This window comes from Planktothricoides raciborskii GIHE-MW2 (genome assembly GCF_040564635.1).
In the GTDB taxonomy this organism is placed as follows: domain Bacteria; phylum Cyanobacteriota; class Cyanobacteriia; order Cyanobacteriales; family Laspinemataceae; genus Planktothricoides; species Planktothricoides raciborskii.
Window position 1 is genome coordinate 4,044,994 of record NZ_CP159837.1, and the last position, 25,495, is coordinate 4,070,488.

General features: G+C 43.3%; 25 protein-coding genes and 2 pseudogenes. 10 read left to right on the plus strand and 17 right to left on the minus strand.

Going from position 1 to position 25,495, the window contains the following annotated elements:
- Window positions 1–199: 199 nt before the first annotated feature.
- Window positions 200–598, plus strand: a complete 399-nt coding sequence (msrB, locus tag ABWT76_RS17185; protein WP_054466876.1) for a peptide-methionine (R)-S-oxide reductase MsrB — start codon at window positions 200–202, stop codon at window positions 596–598.
- Window positions 599–702: 104 nt separating this feature from the next.
- On the opposite strand, the gene ABWT76_RS17190 is transcribed toward msrB, so the two are convergent.
- Both ABWT76_RS17190 and ABWT76_RS17195 read right to left on the minus strand, forming a co-directional pair.
- Window positions 703–1,404, minus strand: a complete 702-nt coding sequence (locus tag ABWT76_RS17190) for a pirin family protein (protein ID WP_354634671.1) — start codon at window positions 1,402–1,404, stop codon at window positions 703–705.
- 139 nt (window positions 1,405–1,543) lie between these two features.
- Window positions 1,544–1,780: a CDGSH iron-sulfur domain-containing protein gene (locus ABWT76_RS17195; protein WP_054466874.1), complete on the minus strand. Its 237-nt coding sequence runs from the start codon at window positions 1,778–1,780 to the stop codon at window positions 1,544–1,546.
- 237 nt (window positions 1,781–2,017) lie between these two features.
- Between ABWT76_RS17195 and ABWT76_RS17200 the strand changes: the two genes are divergently transcribed.
- Window positions 2,018–2,341 carry a helix-turn-helix domain-containing protein gene (locus tag ABWT76_RS17200; RefSeq protein WP_054466944.1) on the plus strand — a complete coding sequence of 108 codons (324 nt, stop codon included), beginning with the start codon at window positions 2,018–2,020 and terminating at the stop codon, window positions 2,339–2,341.
- Window positions 2,342–2,547: 206 nt separating this feature from the next.
- Here the strand turns inward: ABWT76_RS17200 and ABWT76_RS17205 are convergent, their stop codons facing one another.
- The 5 genes from ABWT76_RS17205 to ABWT76_RS17225 form a co-directional block, all read right to left on the minus strand.
- Complete coding sequence (locus tag ABWT76_RS17205) at window positions 2,548–2,811, minus strand: hypothetical protein (RefSeq protein WP_054470331.1); 264 nt, start codon at window positions 2,809–2,811, stop codon at window positions 2,548–2,550.
- A 143-nt stretch (window positions 2,812–2,954) separates the two neighbouring features.
- On the minus strand, window positions 2,955–3,734 hold the full coding sequence (locus ABWT76_RS17210; RefSeq protein ID WP_354634672.1) for a hypothetical protein: 780 nt from the start codon (window positions 3,732–3,734) through the stop codon (window positions 2,955–2,957).
- Between the two features lie 163 nt (window positions 3,735–3,897).
- Window positions 3,898–4,122 carry a type II toxin-antitoxin system MqsA family antitoxin gene (locus ABWT76_RS17215; protein ID WP_354634673.1) on the minus strand — a complete coding sequence of 75 codons (225 nt, stop codon included), beginning with the start codon at window positions 4,120–4,122 and terminating at the stop codon, window positions 3,898–3,900.
- A 130-nt stretch (window positions 4,123–4,252) separates the two neighbouring features.
- Window positions 4,253–8,479: a hypothetical protein gene (locus tag ABWT76_RS17220; protein ID WP_354634675.1), complete on the minus strand. Its 4,227-nt coding sequence runs from the start codon at window positions 8,477–8,479 to the stop codon at window positions 4,253–4,255.
- 254 nt (window positions 8,480–8,733) lie between these two features.
- Window positions 8,734–9,165, minus strand: a complete 432-nt coding sequence (locus ABWT76_RS17225) for a galectin family protein (protein ID WP_354634676.1) — start codon at window positions 9,163–9,165, stop codon at window positions 8,734–8,736.
- Window positions 9,166–9,702: 537 nt separating this feature from the next.
- On the opposite strand from ABWT76_RS17225, the gene ABWT76_RS17230 reads away from it, so the two are divergent.
- Entirely contained in the window at window positions 9,703–10,041 is a 339-nt protein-coding gene (locus ABWT76_RS17230) for a zinc ribbon domain-containing protein (protein WP_190880634.1), read from the plus strand.
- 220 nt (window positions 10,042–10,261) lie between these two features.
- Here ABWT76_RS17230 and ABWT76_RS17235 read toward each other — a convergent pair whose 3' ends face one another.
- The 6 genes and pseudogenes from ABWT76_RS17235 to ABWT76_RS17260 form a co-directional block, all read right to left on the minus strand.
- Window positions 10,262–11,308 carry a patatin-like phospholipase family protein gene (locus ABWT76_RS17235; protein WP_190880632.1) on the minus strand — a complete coding sequence of 349 codons (1,047 nt, stop codon included), beginning with the start codon at window positions 11,306–11,308 and terminating at the stop codon, window positions 10,262–10,264.
- Window positions 11,309–11,739: 431 nt separating this feature from the next.
- A complete protein-coding gene (locus ABWT76_RS17240) occupies window positions 11,740–12,186 on the minus strand; it encodes an NUDIX hydrolase (protein ID WP_054466245.1) in 447 nt (148 codons plus the stop codon).
- Window positions 12,187–12,218: 32 nt separating this feature from the next.
- Entirely contained in the window at window positions 12,219–12,767 is a 549-nt protein-coding gene (locus ABWT76_RS17245; RefSeq protein ID WP_354634677.1) for a hypothetical protein, read from the minus strand.
- Entirely contained in the window at window positions 12,768–13,511 is a 744-nt protein-coding gene (locus ABWT76_RS17250; protein WP_054466243.1) for a Uma2 family endonuclease, read from the minus strand.
- A gap of 107 nt (window positions 13,512–13,618) precedes the next feature.
- Complete coding sequence (locus ABWT76_RS17255; protein WP_054466242.1) at window positions 13,619–13,837, minus strand: type II toxin-antitoxin system HicA family toxin; 219 nt, start codon at window positions 13,835–13,837, stop codon at window positions 13,619–13,621.
- A pseudogene (locus ABWT76_RS17260) lies at window positions 13,837–14,004 on the minus strand (type II toxin-antitoxin system HicB family antitoxin); the annotation flags it as partial. The pseudogene ABWT76_RS17260 and the gene ABWT76_RS17255, both read right to left, overlap by 1 nt.
- Before the next feature lie 427 nt (window positions 14,005–14,431).
- On the opposite strand from ABWT76_RS17260, the gene ispG reads away from it, so the two are divergent.
- The 5 genes from ispG to ABWT76_RS17285 all read left to right on the plus strand — a co-directional run bounded on the left by ispG (window position 14,432) and on the right by ABWT76_RS17285 (window position 20,796).
- Window positions 14,432–15,658 (plus strand): (E)-4-hydroxy-3-methylbut-2-enyl-diphosphate synthase, encoded by a 1,227-nt coding sequence (gene ispG, locus ABWT76_RS17265; protein WP_054466241.1) that lies wholly within the window; start codon window positions 14,432–14,434, stop codon window positions 15,656–15,658.
- 837 nt (window positions 15,659–16,495) lie between these two features.
- On the plus strand, window positions 16,496–17,782 hold the full coding sequence (ctpC, locus tag ABWT76_RS17270) for a carboxyl-terminal processing protease CtpC (RefSeq protein WP_054466240.1): 1,287 nt from the start codon (window positions 16,496–16,498) through the stop codon (window positions 17,780–17,782).
- Window positions 17,783–17,925: 143 nt separating this feature from the next.
- Window positions 17,926–18,954: an S-methyl-5-thioribose-1-phosphate isomerase gene (gene mtnA / locus ABWT76_RS17275; protein WP_054466239.1), complete on the plus strand. Its 1,029-nt coding sequence runs from the start codon at window positions 17,926–17,928 to the stop codon at window positions 18,952–18,954.
- A 467-nt stretch (window positions 18,955–19,421) separates the two neighbouring features.
- Window positions 19,422–20,078, plus strand: a complete 657-nt coding sequence (locus ABWT76_RS17280; protein ID WP_082348843.1) for a nitroreductase family protein — start codon at window positions 19,422–19,424, stop codon at window positions 20,076–20,078.
- Between the two features lie 79 nt (window positions 20,079–20,157).
- Entirely contained in the window at window positions 20,158–20,796 is a 639-nt protein-coding gene (locus tag ABWT76_RS17285) for a helix-turn-helix domain-containing protein (protein WP_054466237.1), read from the plus strand.
- A 73-nt stretch (window positions 20,797–20,869) separates the two neighbouring features.
- On the opposite strand, the gene ABWT76_RS17290 is transcribed toward ABWT76_RS17285, so the two are convergent.
- The 3 genes from ABWT76_RS17290 to ABWT76_RS17300 form a co-directional block, all read right to left on the minus strand.
- Window positions 20,870–21,640: a DUF1350 family protein gene (locus tag ABWT76_RS17290; RefSeq protein ID WP_054466236.1), complete on the minus strand. Its 771-nt coding sequence runs from the start codon at window positions 21,638–21,640 to the stop codon at window positions 20,870–20,872.
- A gap of 163 nt (window positions 21,641–21,803) precedes the next feature.
- Entirely contained in the window at window positions 21,804–22,280 is a 477-nt protein-coding gene (tadA, locus tag ABWT76_RS17295; protein WP_054466235.1) for a tRNA adenosine(34) deaminase TadA, read from the minus strand.
- Between the two features lie 160 nt (window positions 22,281–22,440).
- Window positions 22,441–23,781, minus strand: coding sequence for a CCA tRNA nucleotidyltransferase (locus ABWT76_RS17300; RefSeq protein ID WP_054466234.1), 1,341 nt, complete (start codon window positions 23,779–23,781; stop codon window positions 22,441–22,443).
- Between the two features lie 102 nt (window positions 23,782–23,883).
- Here ABWT76_RS17300 and ABWT76_RS17305 point away from each other — a divergent pair, with 102 nt between their 5' ends.
- Window positions 23,884–24,132 (plus strand): Ycf34 family protein, encoded by a 249-nt coding sequence (locus tag ABWT76_RS17305; RefSeq protein ID WP_054466253.1) that lies wholly within the window; start codon window positions 23,884–23,886, stop codon window positions 24,130–24,132.
- Window positions 24,133–24,253: 121 nt separating this feature from the next.
- Window positions 24,254–25,035, plus strand: a pseudogene (locus ABWT76_RS17310) (Uma2 family endonuclease).
- A gap of 107 nt (window positions 25,036–25,142) precedes the next feature.
- On the opposite strand, the gene ABWT76_RS17315 reads toward ABWT76_RS17310, so the two are convergent.
- Entirely contained in the window at window positions 25,143–25,490 is a 348-nt protein-coding gene (locus ABWT76_RS17315) for a hypothetical protein (RefSeq protein WP_190880626.1), read from the minus strand.
- Window positions 25,491–25,495 lie beyond the last annotated feature (5 nt).

Genomic DNA, 25,495 nt, shown 5'->3' on the forward strand with positions numbered 1-25,495 from the left:
CCTATGCATCCTATGCATCCTATGCATCCTATGCATCCTCTTCCCCTACACCCTACACCCTACACCCTACACCCTACACCCTACACCCTACACCCTACACCCTGTTGGTTATTTGTGATTTGAAAAATAAAAAAACTTTTTGTGGCTAGATTTCGTATAATTTTTTATGAGTCCAATTTAATCACAACCGGAGCGAATCATGGTTCAGAGAGTAGAAAAAACCGAACAAGAGTGGAAACAGCAATTAACCGAAGAACAGTTTAAAGTTACCCGCAAAAAAGGCACAGAAAGAGCCTTTACTGGGGCTTATCACGACAATAAAGAAAAAGGAAAGTATCAATGTATTTGTTGTGGGGCTGATCTCTTTACTTCAGATACAAAATTTGACTCTGGGACAGGTTGGCCATCTTTTTGGGCGCCGATTCAGGATGAAAATATCAAAGAAGAGAGTGACTTTAGCTTCTTTATGCGGCGAACCGAGGTGCTTTGTGCCGCTTGTGATGCTCACTTGGGTCACGTTTTTAATGATGGCCCAAAACCCACCGGATTACGCTATTGCATTAATTCTGCTTCGTTGAACTTTGTGAAATCTGAATAGTTAAACCGATTCAGAAAATACCTCACAAAATAAAATTTTTGATCATAGGAGCAATTAATTAATTGCCCCTATTTTTATTTTTAAATTTGATTGAATAATGTTGACTATCTGCCTAAGTCAAATAGTAAAAATTCTGCATCGCTTTCGGCAGATAAAATAATGGTTAATTCATCCACCATTGCCACCGCATCTCCGGCAGAAATTGCCTGATTATTTACAGTGATTTGTCCTTTGATAAGCTGTAACCAAATTAGGCGATCGCGCTTAATTTCCGATTCAATTTTATCTCCAGCAGCCAACAAACTAGCATATAAATTCACATCTTGATGAATTGTCACTGAACCATCTCGACCATCCCTAGAACCCACTAAACGTAACTGACCGATCTTTTCTGCGGGGGAATACATTTTTTGTTCATAACTGGCAGGCAGCCCCTTTTTTTCCGGCAAAATCCAAATTTGTAGCAGATGAACTAACTCATTATCCGAATGGTTATATTCGCTGTGACTGACTCCGGTTCCCGCACTCATGCGCTGCACTTCTCCGGGACGAATCACCGAACTATTTCCCATACTATCTTTATGTTCTAAAGCCCCTTCAATAACATAAGTGACAATTTCCATATCTTGATGGGAATGAGTGGGAAAACCCATTTTTGGTTGCACTCGGTCTTCATTAATCACGCGGAGATTGCCAAATCCCATGAAATTTGGATCGTAATAGCTGGCAAAGGAAAAAGTATGATAGGAGTCTAACCACCCACGATTAGCGTGTCCGCGTTCTTGAGATTTTCTAATTGTTAGCATAATGGTTTGGAAGATGTTTGGGAAAATGTTTGGGAAAATAAAAGGTTATACCAAATCCGGTTCGTAGGGGCGATTCGCTTGCTCGCCTCTACGATGAAAATGTGATTGTTTCTCCCTTGTCTGGAAATCCTAAAGTAATTTATAATCCCAGATGAGCACCATCGCAAAATGGGGCATTATTGGTATGTTTGCACTGACATAATGCTACCTTTTTTTTCTCGTCTAATTTAAATTGCATGGGAGTAAAATCTGTACCTTGATGTTTGCCATCACAGAATGGTTGGTTGCTGGATTGACCACAAGTACAATAATAATAAGTTCCAGCTTCTAGTTCGAGAACGGCAGGTTTTTTGTCAGCAATTACAGGTTTGCTCATGGGTTCTTCCTCTATTTTAAAATTAGTTAATGAACCAGAGTGCAGCAGGTGGCAAGATTTTTGTCTCTGGTTTGATCCTGTTTCCAGGTTAAAATATTTACAATCAAAATGTAAAGTACGCACTTTAAAGTGGGGTACTTACCAAAAAGATACTATGAAGGGACTATGGTAAGCAGTACGACTCAGCAAGAATTTCAGATTACCGATCTGTCTGTGGGGCAGATTGATCGAGAGGATATGAGCGATCGCCTCACTTGTGCGGTGGAAAGCACGATTAAAGTGATTGGGGGACGCTGGAAAGTGTTAATTTTGCGAGAACTTTTTCAAGGAGTGAAACGTTTTAATGAGTTACATCGTGTGCTACATGGGATTACCCAAAAAATGCTGACTCAACAACTCAGAGAAATGGAAGCTGACGGCATTATTCATCGAGAAGTTTATGCCCAAGTTCCGCCAAAAGTTGAATATTCTCTGACTCCGTTGGGGGAAAGTCTCAAACCAATTTTGAAGGAAATGCACCAATGGGGGTTAACTTATTTGCAAAGTCAAAGAGATAAATAGACGAGAAGGCTTTCATCAATATCTCGATTCCCCCAACCCCCCTTGGGAAGGGGGGCTTTTTAGAGTTTTTCCTCTGATTTAATGACAACGGTGTTCTATTTACGGGCGAAGCATGACCGTAATAAGTTACTGCTTTTAGTCAATAAAATATCTGCGGTCATGCTTCGCCCCTACAGGATTTGATTGTGGTAATTTGATTTTGGTAATTAGGCCATTTGATCCCGATCCATATTGGTCGATCCAAAAATAGGTTCTACCCGAATGGCTAAGATCGCAGATGGTCGGACTACCATGTATTCCCCTTGGATATTTTTAATGGGGACGTTGACAAATTCTTGACTTTCCGCTTTGGGGACTAATACCCCTTGATACCATTTTTGAAAGTCTTGGATAGTGGGAAATTTGACGCATTCCCGTTGTCCACCTGTCAAAAATATATACACCGCAATTTCATCTGGAGTTCTTGGCATGACAAATTCTCCTTAACTAATTATCACCAATCGGATCTCGGAATATTTGCGAGCGACCTGGAAAAGATAAATTGAGAAGAATTGACTAATTTTCTGTGGGGAAATTGCCACTGGAGTCGCTTAATCCGTGGGCAATTTCCGGGTTAAGAAAATAAGCTATAACGTTGCAGTTGAGCTTCGATCGCACCGGGTAAAATTTCCTCTAGTTCGGCGCGATCGCGGAACTGAATCATCTGTAATGAAGGCCAATCAAAGGGCAATTCTTTTGGGGTGTCCTCTGATAATTGTTGCACCAGTAAGATTTGTTCCCGACGCTTGCTTTGTAGAGCATAGCCCAATTCTACACATACCGTCGGACTGGGAATTCCCCGGGCAGGATTTCCGAAGCGATCTTTAGCAGTGGCAACCGGAGTCATATCGGCGATAAACAGTAAACTCTGGCGCAATTTCCGCATCCGACTATTACTCGGACGCAACAGCCCCGTATCTGGGCGCTGGGCTTCTTCCAGGGATAAGGTGAGGCGCGATCGCTGATTTAAGTGAGCGATCGCCTCTTGCAATCCTTCCCGCAGGTCATCACTCAAGCTGGGATTTTCCCCTTGCAGAGAGAAGTATATGGTCGGATCCAAACGGGCCATCACGTCTTGTTTCGTAAAATAGATTTCCTGGGAAATCAAGTCAATATTGGCCACCGCATAGCCGCCACTGCCTTCAATATAAAATTCGACTGGATCCCCTTCTAAGTAGCGCTCAAACCAAGCTGAACGTCTGACCTCATCCTTGTCATCGAGAAAATCAGCCCTTAGTCCGGTTTTTAACAAACTATTTTTGTTCAGTCGTAAATCCGCCTTCGGTCGTTTTTCCAATTCTCGAATTGGTTCATACTCCTGAAGATACCAAGCTCGCACCGCAATAATCGCCATTAGATGCTTTTATCCATCACAATCCGATTCATCACTTTAGCATAAGTTGGATCGGTAGTTTACGGCAAAAAATATTTGTTATTGGTTATTGGTTATTTGTTATTTGTTGGTGGTTGATGGTTGATTGTTGGTTGTTGTTAGCGATTGTGATTTCGTTCTATCTCTAAGCGGCATATCGGATAATTTCCACTTCAGCCCCGTTATTTGCCGCAATTTCGGCGCGGTGTAAAATTTCCTCGGTAATTTGATTACTCAAATAATATTCTCCACAATTGTTACACACTTCCGCTGGGACTTTTTTAATAATAATAATAGATTCTCCTCGTTCTAATGTCACCGTAACTAAACCTGGGCTAGTTTCTCCATTTTTACAAATGATACAATTCATCTATTCAACCTCCGCCTCAGATTTACTCATATTATACCAAGTTCAAAAATTATTGCTACAATTCCGAGGTGAATTTGGGCGCTTTTCCGTAGCGCCCCTACTGTTACATTTTTAATTGGAAACGGTATAATTATTCCCAGGTTTCTAACTCAGCGATCGCCTGTTGTACCAGGGTAATGATTCTTTGCCGACTGCGTTCAAAGGTAGCGGCAATCCAAATAAAGCCAATGCCAACTAATAAACCGATCGCCCATTTGAGTTGAGTATCTTGATAAATCAGCACCACCATTTGGTAAATGGCATTGAGCAAAAATACCACAGTTCCCACATAAAGATAGGCGCGAACTCGTAAGATTAAACCGGCAAAGATTGACACCATACAGATTAATCCCGTGACCAGCCAATTTGCGGTCAGCAAAGACACCACACAAATAGCACCCGTGGCGCAGAAACGAATCAAAGAACGGGTTTCTTTTTGCTCCGCAGTCTTTAAATCTGGATCGAATTGGGCAATATATAAAAACAAAAAAGCAATTGGGATGACATACCCCAAAGGTTCGGTAAAATTCAGTTGTACTAACCACCGAATAATCGCCCAATCAATCAGAAAACCGCTGACATAAGTGAACCGCAAAGAATTTGGCGATCGCCGATTAAACCAAGCCAGAAAAATATAAAATGCCGCAGGCATTAAGAGACTACTGGGGACAAAGGTACTGGATGAAAGATTGCCCCCAAATATCAACGCAGTGGTGATGGGTAATATGACAGCACTTAACTGCCAAGGTTGGGAAGGCCATCCCCATTTTTCCCAGGGGATAAAATAGAAAAAGTAAGCAATGATGGTAGCGATCGCCCCTGCCCAACCGATGACCCAATTAAACCAAAACTCTGGCAATTGAGTGATGCCATAGATTAGCAAGGCTCCAGTTTCTAGTAAACCGAGATAAACCCAAGTTTCGGCGATATTTTGATAGGGATTATGGCGACCTTGCATAATCGCATATCGGGCTAATAAAATACCCGTGCCAATGCCGAGGAGCATATTCAAGCTAATGGGATAAGCGATCGCGGCAATTAACAAGCTACTGCCAATGACCCAGTGAGTATGGGCGCAGATAACTAACTCTTCTTTGGTGAGTTTTAAGTAATAAGTTAACCAAGGAGTTAGCAGACGATAGGCGTATAAAATGCCCGTGGTTAAAGCCGCGATCGCAACTAATTGATCTCCGGTGCCGAAAGCGGAAATTTGATAATATAAAACCTCATAAGCGGATAACCAAACTCCCACTAAGGCGAAATAAATCAGTAACTTGCCTTGGGGACTGCGACGACCTACCCCAATGGCGGTTAAGGCTAGTCCTAAAGTGGTTAATCCGGTCCAAGAGGTCAAGGTGCCGGAGCGAAAAATAGTCCCTAAAACCGCATAAGCTACGGGGATAATGTCCCAACTTCTGGTAATGGTTTCTTCGCTAGTTTGACGGCGGGAATCATACCAATCTCCTAATAGTTGGGTTGCTAATCCGAGGACAATATTGGCAATGGCTAAAATTAGCAGTGAGCGATCGAAAAATGCCAAAGTTTCGGCGGCGAGAATTTCTATACACCAAGCTAAGGCATAGATAGAACGATTATTAGCTATCGGGAAATTCCAATAGGCGATCGCCACAGTAAGAATAATTGTGGCAATTAAAGCCTGGAAATTAGGAACAAAATAGAACCCAATCCAGTATAGGGCAAACGAATGAAACGTTAGGGCAATGAGTAGAAAAGTTGCGAGAAAGATAGCCCAACCATTCAACGCTGGGGCATAGACCAATCCCAAACTTTTACTCTGGTTTTCTTCTGCTTCTGCTGCCCGGTCTTCGTTGCCCACCCCCCTTGATAAGGGGGGATCGAGGGGGGATTCCTGTTCCCCTATGGAGGGGCTTAAATACTTATGTAGTAAGATTAAAACCGCGATCGCCACCGCAGCGACCACTAACCAATCTGTTCCGGTGACTAGAGGTACGCCAAACAACCCAAAATCAAGGGCGATCGCGGTAAAACAGAGGCCAAAACCAACGGTCATGGCGGCTGCCCCAGTTTGGCGTAAATATGCCGTATTAATCAACATCAAAACCGTGGCTACGGCAAAACCAATTAACCGAATGATCGGCGTTTCTAGGATAACTAAATTGGCCATAACTAGGGCGATCGCACTCAACCAACAGGCCATGAACCGCCGTTTCTTTGACCAATAAGCCACCCCGGTTAGGGAAATTGGCGCAATCAGCCAGATCGCATATAATTCTTGATTTACATTGGTATAATTCAGCGCGATATTCTGGTTTAATAAATAATAACTGAGTCCAGCAAAACCCAGCCCTAAATAATATGCACTTTTTTCAAAGAAATAACTCCAATATGAAATCATTTCTGGTTTTTGGTTATTGCTTTCTGCCCAGAGATAAAGGGCTAACTCGATAACCATCACTCCCAAGCAAATCATACCCCAAATTTCTATGATGAAATCCGGGAAAAATCTGTGGATTAAAGAAAAGCCAGTCCCTAAACCAGCAATATGCGTCAAATACACCAGAGTTAAGCTATTGTCCGTTGTAATTGGTCGAAAACGATAATTATCGTGGTCTTCCCCTGCTTTTGCGGGGGCAAGGTTCGGGCTCTTTTCTGCCGAATCCTCTGTATTTGGCAATCCAATACCTGATATTAACCGCCGATAAGTAATCACCGCCAAAATAATCGTCGTAGCGATTAAATTGAGCGATCGCACATTCCCGTTTGGCAAACTCAGCAACACCATGCCTATGCCTAACCCTAAACTCAAATAATCTCCGGTTAAACCACATTGGATCGCATTAGGTTTTTCTTGTCGGTAAATCCAATCCGTCAACCAAACCGTCAAGATTAAATAAGGAATCAGAGTAATTGCATAAATCGTAAATGGGGCATCAGCAGCTTGGGCTAGTTCTACCCCTGTTTGCACTGCTTGCGAGCGAAAACCAGGGGGAATAATTTGGCGAAGTAAAATACAAGCTTGTAAACCAATAAAGAAAATTGCGGTCAAATAAGTCCGGTTAAAATTATCCCAGAAATAACGACAGAGCAGCCACAAAACTAGACCACTGACGCCAATTGCTTGCAAAGCTTCCCACGGTTGCCACGCTGCCGTTGCCCAGGGAATACTGACAAATGCAATCAACCACCCAAGGAATAATAAAAAGCTGCCAATTTGCGGCAAAGCCAACTCAGGAGAGGCGGGAACATTTGCTTCTGAAAGAGCAGGATCAATGGATTTTTTCTCAGACAACCAAACAAATAGCCAACCACTAATCCCGATCGCTAATCCTAATTGACTAATCTCAATGCTTTGCAGGAAAATGCCCCGAAATAATAACACCCCTGTGGCATAAATTAAGCATAAATAATACTTACGGGAAATCTCCCTTTGGTTCCCCCGGAGATCGGCGCGATCGCCCGTTGGTCGTCCTGAAGCACCAGAAATGTCGGGTCGATCCCCCCGTGGTAGCCCTAAATATTTTGTTTGATATTTTGTTTGATAAAAAGTAGTAACAGAAGAGGCGATCGTCCCCAAATAAACTGCACTTAAAGGAAAAATTGGCCAAGCCCAACCCCAATGCAACACACTTAAAAAGATGTAATTTCCCCAAAAAATTGGGGATGACCTCGCCCGATTTTTAGGCTTTTGATAAGTCCCAATCGTCATCCCAGCTAAAGTCATGGCGGCGATCGCGGCGGTAATCCATCCTAGGGGCGAATTCCACAAACGAAACCCATCCATCGCCCAAAAATTTAACGGCACCAGTAACATGGTTACTGTCTGTAAAGTTTGTGCGGTTAACTGCAAATTTGACTGCTTAACCGTCCACTGACTAACCAACCAAAATAAACAAGTATAGGCAAATAAAACTAAATATTGACCAAACGGCGGAAACTGGTCCCATTGAGTCGCAACCAATACCCCAGAAGAGAGTGTCACCATAAACACCCCTAGGAATAGTAACCACTGCACACTCAACTCCGCCATCAGGGATTTTAACCCTTGGGCAATGTAAGACGGACGAGGTGGGGCGGTCGTCGGGGCAGAGGATCTCAGAGGAATTTCTGCGGCTGGTTCTGGTGATGATTCGGGGATTAATTCGGGGATTAATTCCGGGATCAATTCTGCCACCACGAATGGGGGCAAAGGACTGGTCAGAGATTCCTGACAGAGTTGCCTTACCTGTTCGTCAGTCACCAAACCCAGACGCAATAAAGCATCTAACCCGTCGAGTAAATGGGGATCAGACTTGCGGATATTCAGTTGAATGCTGATTATATTTTGTGGGTCGTACATTGGTAGCCACCAATAGCGCTACCAAATTATCGTACTTTTATCGAAGATTGACCACAATTGTGCATTCGTGCTGAGGTTTTCCTGACAGCAAATGTATCATCATCTATAGATGATGATAGATAGATGAGGCCAAGCCGGGATAACCCACCAGACTGAAACGCCTAAAATTGTAGGTTGGGTTGACGGCTGTTACTCAACCGTAACCCTCACAGCAATACTGGGGAAAGTCCCTCAACCCAACCTACGCAAATCAACTAAAATGCCTTCAGGACATAAAAATCTTTAAATTTGGCGGTATTTTCGGCACCATAAGCAAAACCGACCTCAATTCCATCTAACTTTTCTACAGCCGTCCGATGCTTATATTTATAAACCCAAGGTGCTTGTCCGGACACTTCGGCTTTGACTTCAAATTCACCGGGCAGAATTGTAATGAATAAAGCCGTTTCTACCCCTTTTACCAACGGAAAACCAGCCGGTCGTTCTTCTGGACCCCAGCCTCCACCTAGCTGACTGTTCAGAACAACACATCCGTTGATGTAACGAGGATTAAGATGAAGGGCAATGTCTTGACCACATTTCAAATTGATTACCGTGGATCCGGCTCCATCTGAGGGACTAATATAAGACCATTTCACCACATAGCCAACGCCCAAATCAGGCATGGTGGTACTGAGAATAGACATATAATTCTCCTTTGTCGCGCAATATGAGTAAAGCATTTTCAAAAAACCTTCGTCATTTTAACCGGGTTTTGATTTTTTTGAGCAAATTATGACAATTCTTAATATTAATCTGAGAAAAAACCCCAACTAATGTATATAGCAATCCTAAAGCCTCGCCTGTAGGGGCAATTCATCAATTGCCCCACTCAGTCAAGCGGGAGCTTGACACCCCAGAATTCTCCAATACCGGGACTATTATAGTGATGTTAATTTGGCGATCGCCTAGGCAAAAAAACCGATCCGATCGGGCTTTTATCATAGTTGATTTTCGGCCTGAAATATTCTTTGTGAATAGCTGTTATGTTTATGGATTCTGAGTCCTTTGCCCCAAAAATCTCTTGATTCAGGGTGTCACCAGCCCATGCCAGAAAGTAGTGAAAACCCACCCAGTGGTTCGGTTGACGGTAAAAACCCTTGTCATCTATGATTAACCCATAAATCACAGTCACCATAATCTATATCAACAATTTATTCAGAAGATGGAGAGAAATTGTCGCTATGCCAACCTACGATTATTTTTGCGCTAGTAACAACAAAACCATCGAAGTGGTACACAGCATCCATGAAAAACTGGAAACATGGGGCCAATTGTGCCAAATGGCTAAATGCGATCCGGGGGATACGCCGGAAAATTCCCCAGTTCGTCGGTTAATCACCGCCCCCAGTGTTGTGGTTCCTACGTCTAATAGTGACTATAAGAGTATGGGATTTAGCAAGCTGGTGAAACGAGATGAGGGAGTGTATGAAAACGTCACGGCAACTGACAATGAAAGTAAAGTGGTCAGACCAGGCGATCGCAAAACTTATCCTGATTTTCACAAGAAAATTAGTGATTAAATCAGCGATTTAAATGCATCAAGTAAAAAATAGGTGGCAGGATTTACAGTGAAAACCTTCCACCTATTTTTGATTTTAGATTAAATCTCTCAAGGTCGATCGATGGTCATCGCCGCCGATCCCTAGGCACTAGGTAATCACAAGTGATTTGTGATTCTCAGGATTGGCGATCGCTTTTCTAACATAAGCAAATCAACCCCTGATTTATAACCCAAAAAACTTACACAGGAACTGCTGTGTCCATCTTAAGTTGAACTAAGAACTGTTCCGCTTGTTTTTCCCCATCAGCCATCAACTTATCAATAAATGACCGAGAGCGACTCAGCTTAGAAGCATAGTCTAAGGACTGACAGAGATCGGGACTCATATCAATCCAACGAATTTTCACGGGGCGATACTTTTGTTGAACTTCTTCATTAAACATTCCTTGTCGGTGCCATTCATTGACCAATTCAATAAATCGCACTTCTTGGTAGAGAGAAAGGTTGCCCGCGAGTTCGTTGCGTCGATCTAGAATTTCTTCGGCGGTTTTTGGAGTATCGTTCCGAGTTTTTGGATTAATTTGAATAATCCAGAGTTCATCAGGACGTTGATCCAAAACATCGGCGACTAATTCTCGAACCGGCGGATTTTGAGAAAATAGTCCATCCCAGTAGATTCCTTGCACGGCTTTGAAGACATTCGGAATCGCCGCAGAAGCCAGAATCGCGTCAACGGTAATTTCCCCGCGACGAGAGTTAAAGTCTTTAAACTCACCCGCCAGGATATCACAAGCGCCTAGAACTAAGACGGGGCTGTTCGGCTCAATAATCTCGTTGATTTCCTGAAAAGGAATAAATTCTTCCAGAAGGGCTTTGAAATCAAAATATTCTTTTCTGGGAGACAAAGCCGTCATTAAATTGACAATCCAATCGGTGTTGTAGGGATTGGCTGGCACTTGAGGGATGATTCCTTTATCTTGCAAGTTAATCAGTTGAATCGTCCAATCATTAATCATCTCTTCCCAGAGGGAATTGGCAGCATTGCCCTTAGTCCAAAAGTCAACTAACCACTTGTAGGGGGGTTCTTTAGAGCCTTTAGCCCATTTCAACAAACCATACCAAACGGTAGTGGCACAAATCGCACCGCCCGAAGTGCCACTTAAGCCAATAATATTATAGCGTTCATGGACACCGGCTTGGAGCAGCTTTTTCAAAACTCCAGCGGTAAAAGCGGTATGACTTCCGCCACCTTGACATCCAATGACGATTTTCTTTCTTTCTGCCATAACCAATTTTCCTCTTGAACTGGGAACGGTTAATTTATCGTGATGCGTTTCTGGTATAGAAATTGAAGCGAGATCACGAACTGAATTTACTAAGCATTAATAACTATAACACCCAAGGGGATCGATTGATTGTTAATAAATGTAAATAAAAATTAAAATGAGGCCAGCAAAAATAGCCTGTTTATGAGAAAAAGCAGTGATGTGAAATTTGTCTGTGGTTTTCCCTGTCTAAAAAGGTGAAGGGAAGCATCCCATCTTTCCCTGCTGTAAAGGCTTTAGGGGCGAGGCAAAAGGGTAGTTAATTCTCTGTTTTGACAGTTAAGATAATTACCCTTTGGCGAGATCGCCCTTAATTTTAAGTTAGTTCATGTTAGCCGGATCAAAACCAAGATTTTTGGATTATAGTTTGGTTTTGCTAGGGGCGATCAATCTTAATCAAAAAGTTCGGGAAAATGCTGCTGAATAAACTGAATCAAAATGTCCTGATGAGGGCGACTCAGGGGACGAACTTCACCGGCTTTTTCCGAATAGCGATCGCCCCGCAGAATCTCTTCCACAGTCCATAAACCCATATCCCATCCTTCATTTAAAACCAACTGATTCATGTCCACGGTTAAGTCACCATAGTAAATATGACGAACCACTTCTGGAGTCACAAAACTATCAAACCAGGAAATCACCGCCGGGGCATAGCCAATTTCTTCTTCTAACTCTCGCTTAACCGCAGCTTCTGGGGTTTCGTTCGGTTCAACATGACCGCCAAAAAACGCCCAATAACCGGGATGATTGATTGTCGGAATATTATCTCTTAGTTGCAGTAGGAATTTGCTGTCTTGGTGTAAAATACCTAAAGAAACGTGCCGCAATTTTGTGTTCATTTAAAAAAATTACTTTTTCCTTTATTGATTAATTATTTTTGGGTTTCATTCAATTCCAGTCGCTTAACTTGTTCCAGATAAACTTCGCCAAACTCTTGGTCAGAAATGGGAATACTTTGATATTTAACCTGACCTTGAATTAAGACTTGCTCTCCCATCTGGGGGGGAGAATCTTTTTGGATAAAAACCCAAATATTCCCGCTCTCATCCGCTAATTGATAGGCGGCACTATCCACAAAAGGAACTACTTTTTGTACAGTTCCTTTGACATAAACTTTAGAGTGTTTTTCCCAATTTTGTTCGATCGCATTAATCGGGGTGACACCCAATCCTGATTTGACCAAGCCATTACAACTGGTTAGTCCGATCAATACAAATGCGATCGCACTTATTTTAAGCAGTTTGGCGTCAAGTTGCATCATATCGCAGGTTTTAGTGGAATGAAGTAAAAGCGGGGGATGGCCAGAAAAACCCGATTTCTTGAAGAAACCGGGTTTTTCCGCGATGAAACCGGGTTTTTGGCTTGTTTCTGATTCTAACGCACACCGCAGTAATACCCCAGAAAGCAATCTACAAGCCATCTACAAACTATCCGGGTCAATACCCAATTCTTGCAACTTGGCTGATAATTGAGCCACTTTTTCCAAGGCCAACTGCTTCTGCTGGCGTTCGGTTTCCGCTTGTGCAAAGGCCAACTCTTTTTGCTGACGTTCGGTTTCCGCACTTTCCTCTGGGGTATTGACCAATTCCCCTTCCGGGGTAAAAAATCTTAATTGGCCGTTAAAAACCCCCAAATATAACCCTAATTGCTTACTCCACAAATATCCTGATTCATTTGGGGCGATCGCTTCATACACAGAATCTAGCAAGTGGAAACCAGCAAATTCTAAAGTATCTGGGTCAAACCAAAAATAATCAGGAGTGCGAAAAATGTCTTGATAGAGTTGTTTTTTTAAGCCTCGGTCGATCGCTGCGGTACTTTTTGACAGCAATTCAATAATTATATTAGGATATTTGCCGTCTTCTTCCCAAACCACCCAACTTTTGCGCGGTGTTTTTTCGGTGCCAAGAACGACAAAAAAATCTGGCCCGCGAAAATCTTCCGACTTCCGTTGCCGTGAGGAGTAATAAATGGTCAGATTTCCACTGGCAAAATAGTCAGTGCGATCGCGCCATAACCAATCTAAGCATTTCAGCAACAGCAGTATTTGCTGAAGATGTAAATGAGTTTCCACTGGAGGTTCATTGCTATATAAATCACTTTCAGGAAATATAACATCTTCTGGGGGATCTTCAGAAATATTGCGTTCTTTAACCAAATTCATAAGCGGTTTTGATGACTATTTTATTTTTATTTTAACTTAGTTTAGCGGATGCGGGAATGATTTTTTCGAGCCAATTTTCGTTTTTTATTATTTTTGTTAAAATTATGCTAAAGATTTTCCCATTCATCCCGATTAATACCGTCTTGCCGCAATATTCTCACCAACAACTCCATACCAATATCACTTTGATGCGGATTTGGCAGAGTTAGGGTAAGATCGCCTTTTTTCATATGTTGATGTTTTCCGCCCGCGACCGGCCCGACAAATCCCAGTTCTTTTAAATAACGAATTAAGTCTTTTCTCTTAATTAGACCAATTGGAGGCATTAAACAGCCTCCTTAATCATTAATTCAATTCCATCAACAATTGGTAAAAATTGACGATCTGCCAGTCGAATTAAAATCCAATCTTCTAAGGCAGACTGTAATTCTTCTCGACAATTTTCCAAAGTTGCAGCATTTGCCCAAACTCCTGGAAAACCGGGGATTTCTCCAGAAACCGGGTTTCTATGACAATTTTGGTGGGGTTACAGAGATTTTCTAAAGAAACCCGGTTTCTTCAGCACTCGGTGCATGGCTGCTTGAATGTAGCTGGTTAACATTTTGATCTTTAATAAAATAAAACAAAATAAACAGACTCACTAAATAATTGTGACATACCTTTGAGCAAACCGGGGGATTCCCTACCCTGGCCCGACCCGATCGCTACCATTGCTGATTTCTCGACGATCAGCGCGATCGGGAAATTCCCACGGAATGCCTGGAGGTGATGGCGGCAGCAAACATCTCCAGTAACCGAGATCGCACCGACAGAGGCAGCAAAACCTAATCATATTGACCCCAGAACTGTCAAAAGATCCCCGAAATATGGCAATCTGAAATATAAAAGAGAATTTAAATAAAATTCAAACTCTTGCAACTATGCAAACTCTGCCACTACCGACAACTCCTAAAGCGGATGCCAACGCAGCCCTGATGGACACCACCATCCATCGCCGCAAAACTCGCCCAGTAAAAGTGGGCAACGTCACCATTGGCGGCGGATATCCCGTAGTCGTCCAATCGATGATCAACGAAGATACCTTAGATATCGACGGGTCCGTTGCCGGAATTCGGCGTCTCCATGAAATTGGCTGTGAAATCGTCCGGGTGACAGTGCCGAGTATGGCCCATGCCAAAGCTTTAGCCACCATCAAAGAAAAACTCGCCGCCACCTATCAACCCGTGCCCTTAGTGGCAGACGTACATCACAACGGCATGAAAATCGCCCTGGAAGTAGCCAAGCACGTCGATAAAGTGCGGATTAATCCAGGGTTATATGTCTTTGAAAAGCCAAAAAGCGATCGCACCGAATACACCCCAGGGGAATTTGATGAAATTGGGGAAAAAATCCGCGAAACCTTAGAACCCTTAGTCATTTCCCTGCGGGATCAAGGGAAAGCCATGCGAATTGGGGTGAACCACGGTTCTCTCGCGGAACGGATGCTATTTACCTACGGAGATACTCCCGAAGGAATGGTCGAATCCGCCCTAGAATTTATTCGCATTTGCGAATCTTTGGACTTCCGCAACCTGGTAATTTCCATGAAAGCCTCGCGAGTTCCCGTCATGTTAGCGGCTTATCGGCTGATGGCCAAACGGATGGACGAATTCGGCATGGACTATCCCCTGCACCTAGGAGTCACCGAAGCCGGAGACGGAGAATATGGGCGGATCAAGTCTACCGCAGGCATTGGCACTCTCTTAGCCGAAGGCATTGGCGACACCATTCGGGTTTCTTTAACCGAAGCCCCAGAAAAAGAAATCCCCGTTTGTTACAGCATTCTGCAAGCGTTAGGCTTGCGGAAAACAATGGTGGAATATGTCGCTTGTCCTTCTTGTGGTCGCACTCTATTTAACTTAGAAGAAGTGCTGCATAAAGTCCGAGAAGCCACCAAGCATTTAACCGGGTTAGATATTGCGGTGATGGGCTGCATTGTCAATGGCCCAGGAGAAATGGCCGATGCTGACTATGGTTATGTGGGTAAGCAACCGGGCTATATTTCTCTCTATCGCGGACGGGAAGAAATTAAGAAAGTCCCTGAAACTGAAGGTGTAACAGAATTGATCAATTTAATTAAGGCCGACGGTCGCTGGGTCGATCCTTAACTTTTGTTGTTAGTTGTTGGTTATTTGTTATTGGTTGTTGGTTATTTGTCATAAGGTGCCAGACATCGAATAACGAATAACCAATCACGAATAACCAATCACTACACCAAAAACAATTATGGAAAGAATAATCATCAAGACTGGTTAAGGAAATCTGTGTTATCGTGAAAACTGAAGGGTGGGCAATTTTTCGGCGGCGTAAGTATCTTAATCAAAATCAACCGAGTTAACAAAAGTAGTTGAGTTGAGGTGATCCATGATAACAAAAATGCCCTAGGAATAATCCCCGGTTGTCTCGCCTCGGCTAGTTTTTTGGAGAAAAAGCCTTTAATAATTCAGCGAAATTCAGGAAAAATGCATAGCAATGCTTCTGTAGGGGCGATAGCATTCGGGCAAGTAACTTATCCGATTTCACAATAACCTTTTACCCAAATGCTTCGCCCGGACGATCAATTAACAACCTTTCTACTCAGTTGCTAATATTAAGACCAAGGGACGTAGCAGCAGTCGAACCTCCGTGATATTACGGAAACTTTTCGTTAGGGGCAGGATCGGCAAACGTGAAAATCTTAAAAAAATTCTTTAAAATAAAGAGCAGTCCTGGAAAATAACGGAAAAATAATGGAGAACTTATTGATATGAAAATCTGATTCGAGTAAGGTAGCGGGTTAACTCGCTCCATATTTGAACCTTAGACACTTTAAGGCGTCAAAACCCCTAACCAGCCATCAAGTAATTCTCGTTCGTGATGGATCTGGAAAATATTAAACCAGGATTTCAGTGATTCGTAGCTGTAAATGTTTATATGTAATGTTTTCTTCCCGTCTCAGGAGACTTATGGTGATTAAAAAACGCGGACTTGTTCTCGGTACAACAGCATTTATGTTAACGGCGATTACGGTGACGGTCACGGGACTGTTGTCTCAAGGACAAGCCTTTTTTCAAGATAGCCCCAAAGAACTGGTCGATGAAGTCTGGCAGATCGTTGACCGGGAATATGTTGATGGTACTTTTAATAGTGTAGATTGGCGAACGGTGCGTCAGGATTATGTGGAAAATCGATCCTATCAGTCGATGGATCAAGCTTATGACGCGATTAGAGAAATGCTGGAACAAATCCAGGATCCATACACGCGGTTTATGGATCCCGAAGAGTTCCGCAATATGCAAATTGATACTTCTGGGGAACTGACTGGGGTAGGGATCCAGTTGGCGCAAGATGAAGAAACTAAGCAACTGGTGGTAATTGCGCCGATTGAGGATACTCCGGCTTTCCGGGTGGGGATTCAAGCTAAAGATGTGATCCTGAAAATTAATGGTCAGAGTACCGAGGGCATGGATGTTAACCAAGCGGTGAGTTTAATTCGTGGTCCGGTGGGTACAGAAGTGACTTTGACGATTAAGCGGGACAAAGAACCGGAAAAAGATTATACGATGCGGCGCGATCGCATTGAAATCCACCCAGTTCGTTATAGCTTGCGTGACTCTGACAGTGGCAAAATTGGTTATATTCGCCTCAACCAATTCAACGCCAACGCAGCGGAAGAAATGCGTCAAGCGATTCAAGACTTGGAAAACCAAAAAGTTACCGGCTATATTCTGGATTTGCGTTCTAACCCAGGGGGTCTGTTGTACTCCAGTGTGGAAATTGCCCGGATGTGGTTGTCCAGCGGCACGATTGTCTCGACGGTTAACCGACGCGGGGAAATGGATCGCCAAGAAGCTTCGGGGCGATCGCTCACCGAAAAACCCCTGGTGGTTCTGGTGGATGGCGGTTCTGCCAGTGCCAGTGAAATTCTCTCTGGGGCATTGCAGGATAACGGACGAGCGGTGGTTGTGGGCACGAAAACTTTTGGGAAAGGCTTAGTCCAATCGGTACGGGGTTTAGGTGATGGTTCTGGATTAGCGGTGACGATCGCCAAATATCTGACCCCTAATGGCACAGATATTAACCATGAAGGCATTCACCCAGACATTGAGATTGACTTGACGGAAGAAGCTAAAGAAGCGATTAAGAAGGATCGCACTTTGATTGGCACTGAAACCGATACTCAATATGCGGAAGCGTTAAAGGTGTTAAAAGAGGAAATTGCCGCCTCTCGCCGCATCCAAGCGGGAAATTAAGCATTACCATTGAGCCTCAGATCAAATGCGCGATTCCGCAAAGCGGTCGAGAAAGCGAATCGCCTCTCCTGGGGAAGAAAAATATACCCAAGAAGACCCCCATCGTTCTAAGATGTTGGGGTCTTTTTCGTTGAGTTCGTATAATGATTTATCCTATTCTGTGGCAAGATGATAGCGTTTTCCTGATTGACCAAACGCGAATTCCCGCTGAATATCGCCTGGTCAAAATCGATCGCATTGAGGATATGGCTCATGGGATTAAAACCATGATCGTTAGAGGAGCCCCGGCTATTGGCGTAGCGGCAGCCTACGGAATGTATTTAGGGGCTAGAGAAATTGAAACCGACAACAAAAGTATCTTTTTAGAAAAATTAGCCTTCTTTGGCCAACAGTTGCGGCAAACTCGTCCCACTGCGGTCAATTTGTTTTGGGCGATCGACCGGATGTTAAAAACTGCCCAAGAAACCGAGGGAACCGTCGAGCAAATTAAGACTGTGCTTCTGGAAACCGCCAAAACTATTAATCAAGAAGACATACAAACTTGTCAAGCTATTGGGGACAAAGGCTTAGAAGTGTTACCCCCCAGCCCGCAGAAACTGCGAATTCTCACCCATTGTAATGCTGGAGCCTTAGCCACTGCGGGTTATGGCACCGCTTTGGGGGTGATTCGTTCTGCTTGGAAAGCGGAACGTTTAGTGCGGGTCTATGCGGATGAAACTCGTCCCCGTTTACAAGGGGCAAAACTGACAGCTTGGGAATGCGTGCAAGAAGGAATTCCCGTCACCGTGATTACCGATAATATGGCGGCTCATTGTATGAAAAAGGGGATGATTGATGCAGTGATTGTCGGCGCCGATCGCATTGCCGCAAATGGGGATACGGCGAATAAAATTGGGACTTATTCTTTAGCATTAGTGGCCAAAGCCCACCAGATTCCTTTTTTTGTGGCGGCTCCCCTTTCTACCATTGATTTTCAGTTAGCAACTGGGGCAGAAATTACCATTGAGGAACGCGATTTCGCCGAAGTTTATCAAGTAGGTGACACGGTTTTAACTCCCCCTGGAGTAGATTTTTATAATCCAGCTTTTGATGTGACTCCGGCAGAGTTAATTACTAAAATTATTACGGAATATGGAGCAGTCAACCCAGGGGATTTAAAACAGTTTCAATAAAAATGTTGTTGGTTGGTTGTTGTTTGTTGTTGGTTGGGGAACAGGGAAGGGTTATCAGGGAACGGGGAACAGTTATCAGGGAACGGGGAAAGTCGTAGGGGCGACGAGCGCATTCGCCCGTACAAAAGTCGTAGGGGCGACGAGCGCATTAGCCCGTACAAGTGAAAAGTGATGCCTTTCAATGAAATACCACTACTCACTATTCACTCTTCACTCTTTCGTCTTTCATTAGCATCCTCTTTCATTAGCATCCTGTTGCCTGTTCCCTGTTGTTTGTTGTTTGTTATCATAATCATCCCCAAACAACCAATAACTAACAGATAGCCAATAGCAATTAACGTATAGCAAATAACAAAAAACAGATAACAGATAATTAAAAATGTGAAAGTTTGGGGATTTATTGTTATCTATTCCATAAATTTAGGTATTCTGGTATGTGTTCATGCAGTTGCTACAGGAGGATGGAGATGAAACCTTCTATTGGCGTCAAAGAAGCGATTGAACAAAGACGGGCGGCCCGTGCGTTCCGTCCTGATGTTATTCCCCAGGTGATTTTGGAAGAAATTTTGCGCTTAGGTTTGTACGCACCTTCTGGGTTTAATCTCCAGCCTTGGCGATTTATTGTGGTGCGCGATCGCGAAAATAAGGAAAAATTAAAAGCTTGTGCCTTTAATCAACGGCAAGTGACTGAGGCGCCGGTGGTGTTGATTTGTTGTGGCGATCGCCGGGTTCTTGACCCAGATTATATTGAATCAGTGATTTCCTTGGGCATGAAAACCGGGGCGATCGCCGATCCACTAGCGGAGTATATGCGATCGGCGATTCCTAAGATTTTTGAGAATAAACCCTCTTTTGAAAACATAGAAGCTTGGACAAACCGGCAAACCATGCTGGCCGTAGCGCATTTGATGATTGTGGCTAAAAGCTACGGGGTGGATAGCTGCCCAATGGAAGGGTTTATCGCTTCTGAGGTGAAAGCGGCATTTAATATCCCGGAAGAGGTAGATGTCTGCTGTCTGCTGCCCCTGGGTTATGCGGCTGAACCCATGAAACCTTATGGGGGACGTTTTGAAACGAACCAAGTTGTCTACAGTGAAACATTTGGCCAACCCTTTCACCGATAATTACCGATAATTTTAGAGAAGTCAAACACAAACCACTCTCAAAAACTATTCTGGAAAGCAAGACTGTGGGACAAAATTTATGAGTCAAACCGATTATCCAGAAAGATTGCAACAGCTATTGCCGCAGGTAGGACTGAGAAGTTTGCGCGAACTCAGTCGCCAAGCGGGGGTTTCTCGTTGGCAGGTGCAACAATTAAGGGAAGGCAAAGCGTTACAAATGCGGGGCGAAAGTTTGCTGAAACTCAGTGCCGCCCTGCAAATTCCCCTGGCTGATTTACTGAGCCAATTTGGTGAGGTGGACTTAACTCCCCAGAAAACGAAAGACGCAACGGGAAAAAGAGATTCCTATCAAGCAGAATATCAGCGCTTAAAAACGGAGATGGCACAACAGCGAGAAGTGTTGATGCAGGAATTTCAGCAGTCTGGTTTACAAATGCTGGAATCTTGGTTAAAGCAATGGCCAAAAGCGGTCTACGCTGCCCAGCAAAATCCTCAGTTAGCAGCGGCGAATCTGTTGCCGCTAATGCGTCCCGTGGAAGAGTTGGTGAAACAATGGGGAGTAGAGGCGATCGCGGAGGTTGGTTCCCAGGTGGCTTACGATCCCCGCTGGCATCAACTCACCCAAGGAACGGCGGAACCGGGAGCAATGGTTACAGTAAAAAGTCCCGGTTATCGTCAAGGCGATCGACTGCTTTATCGCACAGAAGTTAGCCCATAGTTAGTCAATCAAAAGGGTTTTGAAAAGGGTTTTTACCTGGGAAAAATTTAGGAATTTATTGCTGATTTGCGATTTAGCTATTCACACCGAGAGGATTGAGCCAGCGGAAAATCTCTTGTTTAAGCAGATCCGGTTCTCGATGAATTTCTTGCTTCACCCATTGGGCGATCGCATCGATGGGCGAAAACTCTTTTCCCGGTTTCCATTGCACATTTTGACTCAACGGAGTCAGGTGATTTCCCGGCAGGATTTTCACCGTCACCATATTAGAAAATAGTTCTTGTAAAATAGGATTTAAACTGAGAGTTTGATCCAAATCATCCTGCTTAAACTTAATTAACAAATTCCTCCTAACTTGGTATTTACGAGCAATAATATCATTAGTTTGCTTGGGATTTGGGCTAAAGTCAAAATCAAAATCATCGGGTAAATTGTCCGCAAAAGGAATCGATCGCCGCGCCGGAAAATTATTAAAAGAAATCAGAATATTCCCCGCCCGTTCCACGGAAAATAAACTACCAATTAATAAATGTAGCTTGCAGCCCATACTATGCCCTAATCCGTAAACGGGCAAATAGCGATTCGGTAATTTTCCCGCCATTTGCAATTGTTCCACACACCACTCGAAGCTTTCCAAAACATTCCGGGCAATCTCGCGATGATCGAAAGTATTAATAAACGGTGTAGCGACGATCGCATAACCTTTTTTACTGGTGTCTTCTAATAAAGAACGATAGGTTAAATGGGGCGCTGCACCGATAAAAGCACCGCCAATAAAATGCACTATTCCCTTGGGACGAGAAGGAATATAAACCCAGTTACCAGAAAATTCTTGCCAGTCCATATTTGTTATTAGTTATTTGTTGGTTGTTGTTTGTTCGTGAAGAAAAAACCACAGAGACACAGAGGACACAGAGAACAAATTACCTTTGTGTCCTCTGTGCCTTTGTGGTTCAATTAATATGTCTAATATTACCACAAGTTAACTAAATTATCTCACAAATTTTTTACCGATTACGACGTTGGGCAAACCAAGATTGTAACTGTTGCCGACAAGGAGTTTCAAGAATGCCACCCAGCACCGATAATTTATGAAAAGAACAAGCACTATCTGGAATATTCGCTACAGTACGAATTGCCCCGGTTTTGGGGTCATCAGCGCCATAAACTAATAACTTTAAACGGGATTGCGTGATCGCACCTGCACACATGGGACAAGGTTCTAAAGTTACATATAAAGTACAATCATTCAGGTGCCAATTTTGTAACCGTTTCCCTGCTAATCGTAGAGCGATAATTTCTGCATGGGCGGTGGGGTCGTTATCTCGTTCTCTGCGGTTTTCTCCTTCAGCAATTAATTCATTTTGACTATTAATAATCACCGCTCCTACGGGAATTTCCGCTGCTTTTCCGGCATTTTCTGCCAGTTCTAAAGCACGATTCATCCATTTTTTATGGTTAATATAAATTGGATTTTCTAGCATACGGCTGTTTTCGATTGATTGAATAGACTACAGATATTGGTCGGTTTGGGGCTTGTAGGGGCGAAGCATTCCCGGAAAAAATTCCGGGAATGCTTCGCCATCACCCAAGCAAATAAAGGTGTAGGGTGTAGGGGCAGGTAATAGTGAACAATGACAACTATTAATTAACCTTTTCTTGCAATTTGGCAAAGGCGATCGCCTCTTCTGGAGTAGAGATTTGATCCGTGGCACGAGCCAGGGCAATTTCCGTCAGTAATTTGCCTATTTCTGGACTACTGGGTAGTTCTAAAGCTGCCATTAATTGTTGCCCTGTGACTAAAGGCGTGGGATGAGCAATTTGATTTTCGGGGTTAAGATATTTTTCTATCAATTGGTTCAAAACACCGGTTTCTTTAAAAAACAGGGTTTCTTCGGTTACTTCTATTTTTTCCGCTATTATTTTAACAGCCAATGCCGGAAACATTTCTTTGACTTCCTGAAAGATAAAATATTGCGATCGCACCAAATTAGTTTCAGAATCATGCTCTAAATTATGCCGATCAAGAGTTTGATATCGCTGCCAACTATGCAGCACTCGCGTCACAGCGCTAATTTCCGATCGACTAAACTTTAACCGGACTAATTGGCTTTCCGCTTGCTTCGGTTCAGGAGATACCAAAATCGCAAATTTAGCCACCGCTAAATAACCAGAACTTCGCCTACTTTTCGGCCAAGAAGCAAACAGTTGCCGTCCCAAATCTGGCCAAGTTTCTGCTAACTTAATCGCCGCTGCATCAATTCTTTCTAGCACAGCGAAACTTTCCTTCGTTGCATTGGGAAACCACATACCCAGTAACCCATCTTCCCACGCGGTAGTCAAGGGATTTGCCCCCTGGGGAGAATCCAGAATATAATTCAACTCTGTTCTAATTCGTTCCGCTGCCACCTGTTTCAGAAATGGTGCTAATTGACGGATGGCTTTTTGGGTTTCTGGATCGATGGTAAAACCCAATTGGGCTGCCTGACGATAAGCCCGCAATAACCGCAATGGATCATCTGCCAAATTAGTAGGAGAAACCATGCGAATGATGCCACTTTTAATATCTGCTTCACCATTAAAAGGGTCAACAAATTCACCAGTCCGGGGATGATAGGCGATCGCATTCATGGTATAGTCTCGTCGCCCTAAATCTGTAATTAAAGTAGACCCTTCCTGCTTGGCAAAATCTACAGTTGCATTCTGAAAAACCACCCTAGCAATCTTACGTTTCTCATCAAGTACCACAAAACCAGCCTTATATTCTTTGGCAATTTTACTGGCAATGCTCACCGCTTGACCGGGCAAAACAAAATCCAAATCAAGATAGCCTAATGCAGTGGACTGGATTTTCCCTTGCTGTTGCAGCAGGGCATTTCGCACCGCCCCTCCGACCAAATAAGCATCATTCGGCAACCATTCCAAACTAAATGGCCAAGTTTCCGGGGATAAAATAGCGATATTTTCAACATTTTTGCTGTTCATAGGTATTCGGGTAGGTATCTAGACTGAGGGACTAGACAAATTTAGGACTGTATAAGCTAGATTAACAAAAAGGTCGTGGAGTTTGTTATGGAGTTTGTCGAGATGTGTATTTGTATTAACTGCCATTATGTAGACCGCTGCATCACCTATCACGCGGTGGAAACCCAACACCAACAACCCCATTTAACTGATATTCCAGATTTTGATCCCATTGAACCATCGATTAATGTGAATATTCGCTCTCAAGCAGATGCGATCGAAATGGAATGGGATGTAGTGGGTTGTAACAGTTTTCAAGCAGAAATGGGTAAATGGGCTCGGTTGCGTCCGGGAGAAGCCATTCCCACATAACCGAGGGTCGGGGAAGGTAGGGACTGGGGGTAAAAACAATTCTCTCGTCCCGAAATCCCCTCTGATTTATCATTAAAATCATCAAAAAAATCATCAAAATTCTCAATGAGAGGATAAAATCATGGTTGTTCAAATCGAGGCAAAAACCAGTAAAAACACCAATATTATTTATCCCGATAGTGATGGAAAAACCATTACAGATAATACCAAACAATTTCGCTGGATTACAGTGATTTATTACAATCTAGAATGGCTATTTGCTCAGGATGAGAATGTATTTGTGGCGGGGGATTTGCTCTGGTATCCAGTGGAAGGAAATAATCAGCTACGTCAAGCCCCAGATGTGATGGTTGTATTTGGGGCGAAAAAAGGCGATCGCGTAAGCGGTGCGGAGCACTATCGCGGTTCTTATATGCAATGGAAAGAACAAGGAATTAGCCCGCAAGTAGTATTTGAAATTCTCTCTCCCGGTAATACCTTAACCGAAATGAATCGCAAACAGGTTTTTTATAACCGTTATGGGGTAGAAGAATACTATGTCTATGACCCGGATAAAAATGATTTAAGTGGATGGTTGAGAGGCGAACATGGACTAGATATTATTGAGACCATGACAGTCCTCGTTTAGGCATTCGCTTTGACTTATCCGAGGAGCAATTACAACTTTTCCGTCCTGATGGTACACCTTTTGTCAGCTATGGAGATATTTATCAACGGTTGGAAGTGGCACTAGAGGAGGTAGAACAAGAACGCCAAAATGCTGAACGAGAAAGCCAACGGGCTGAACGAGAAAGCCAACGGGCTGAACGAGAAAGCCAACGGGCTGAACGAGAAAGCCAACGGGCTGAAAGATTGGCTGAACGCTTGAAGGCAATGGGCATCGATCCAGAGGCGATTGATTGAAATCGGGGGATGAGAAACCGGATTTTTTGAGATATTAATTGGTGGGCAATGCCCACCCTACACCCGTAGGGACACGGCAATGCCGTGTCCCTACATTTAATGTTAATTTAATGTTGAAGATTTTTGACATATTGCTGAAAAGCAGGAATCACTTGAAACACAGTTTCCTGGTTGTGAATCTTTTGTGCGATTAAACCGCGTCTGACTAAAGATTGAATGGCGGAAAATACATCGGTTGGCAAACCTTGATAGCTTTTCAATAATTGAGGAAAATTAGCCGGGGCTGCTTGGACTGTTAAGGCATTTAGCACCTTTTTTTCTATTTCTGACAGTCTCTCATACTGTTGCTGGAAAATAAAGCTTAATTCATCTCCTAATATCGATAATTCTGATTGATAAATTAGATATTCAGCGACTCTCCCAGCAAATAAATTATTGATAGTCCGAGCGGTCAATTTTA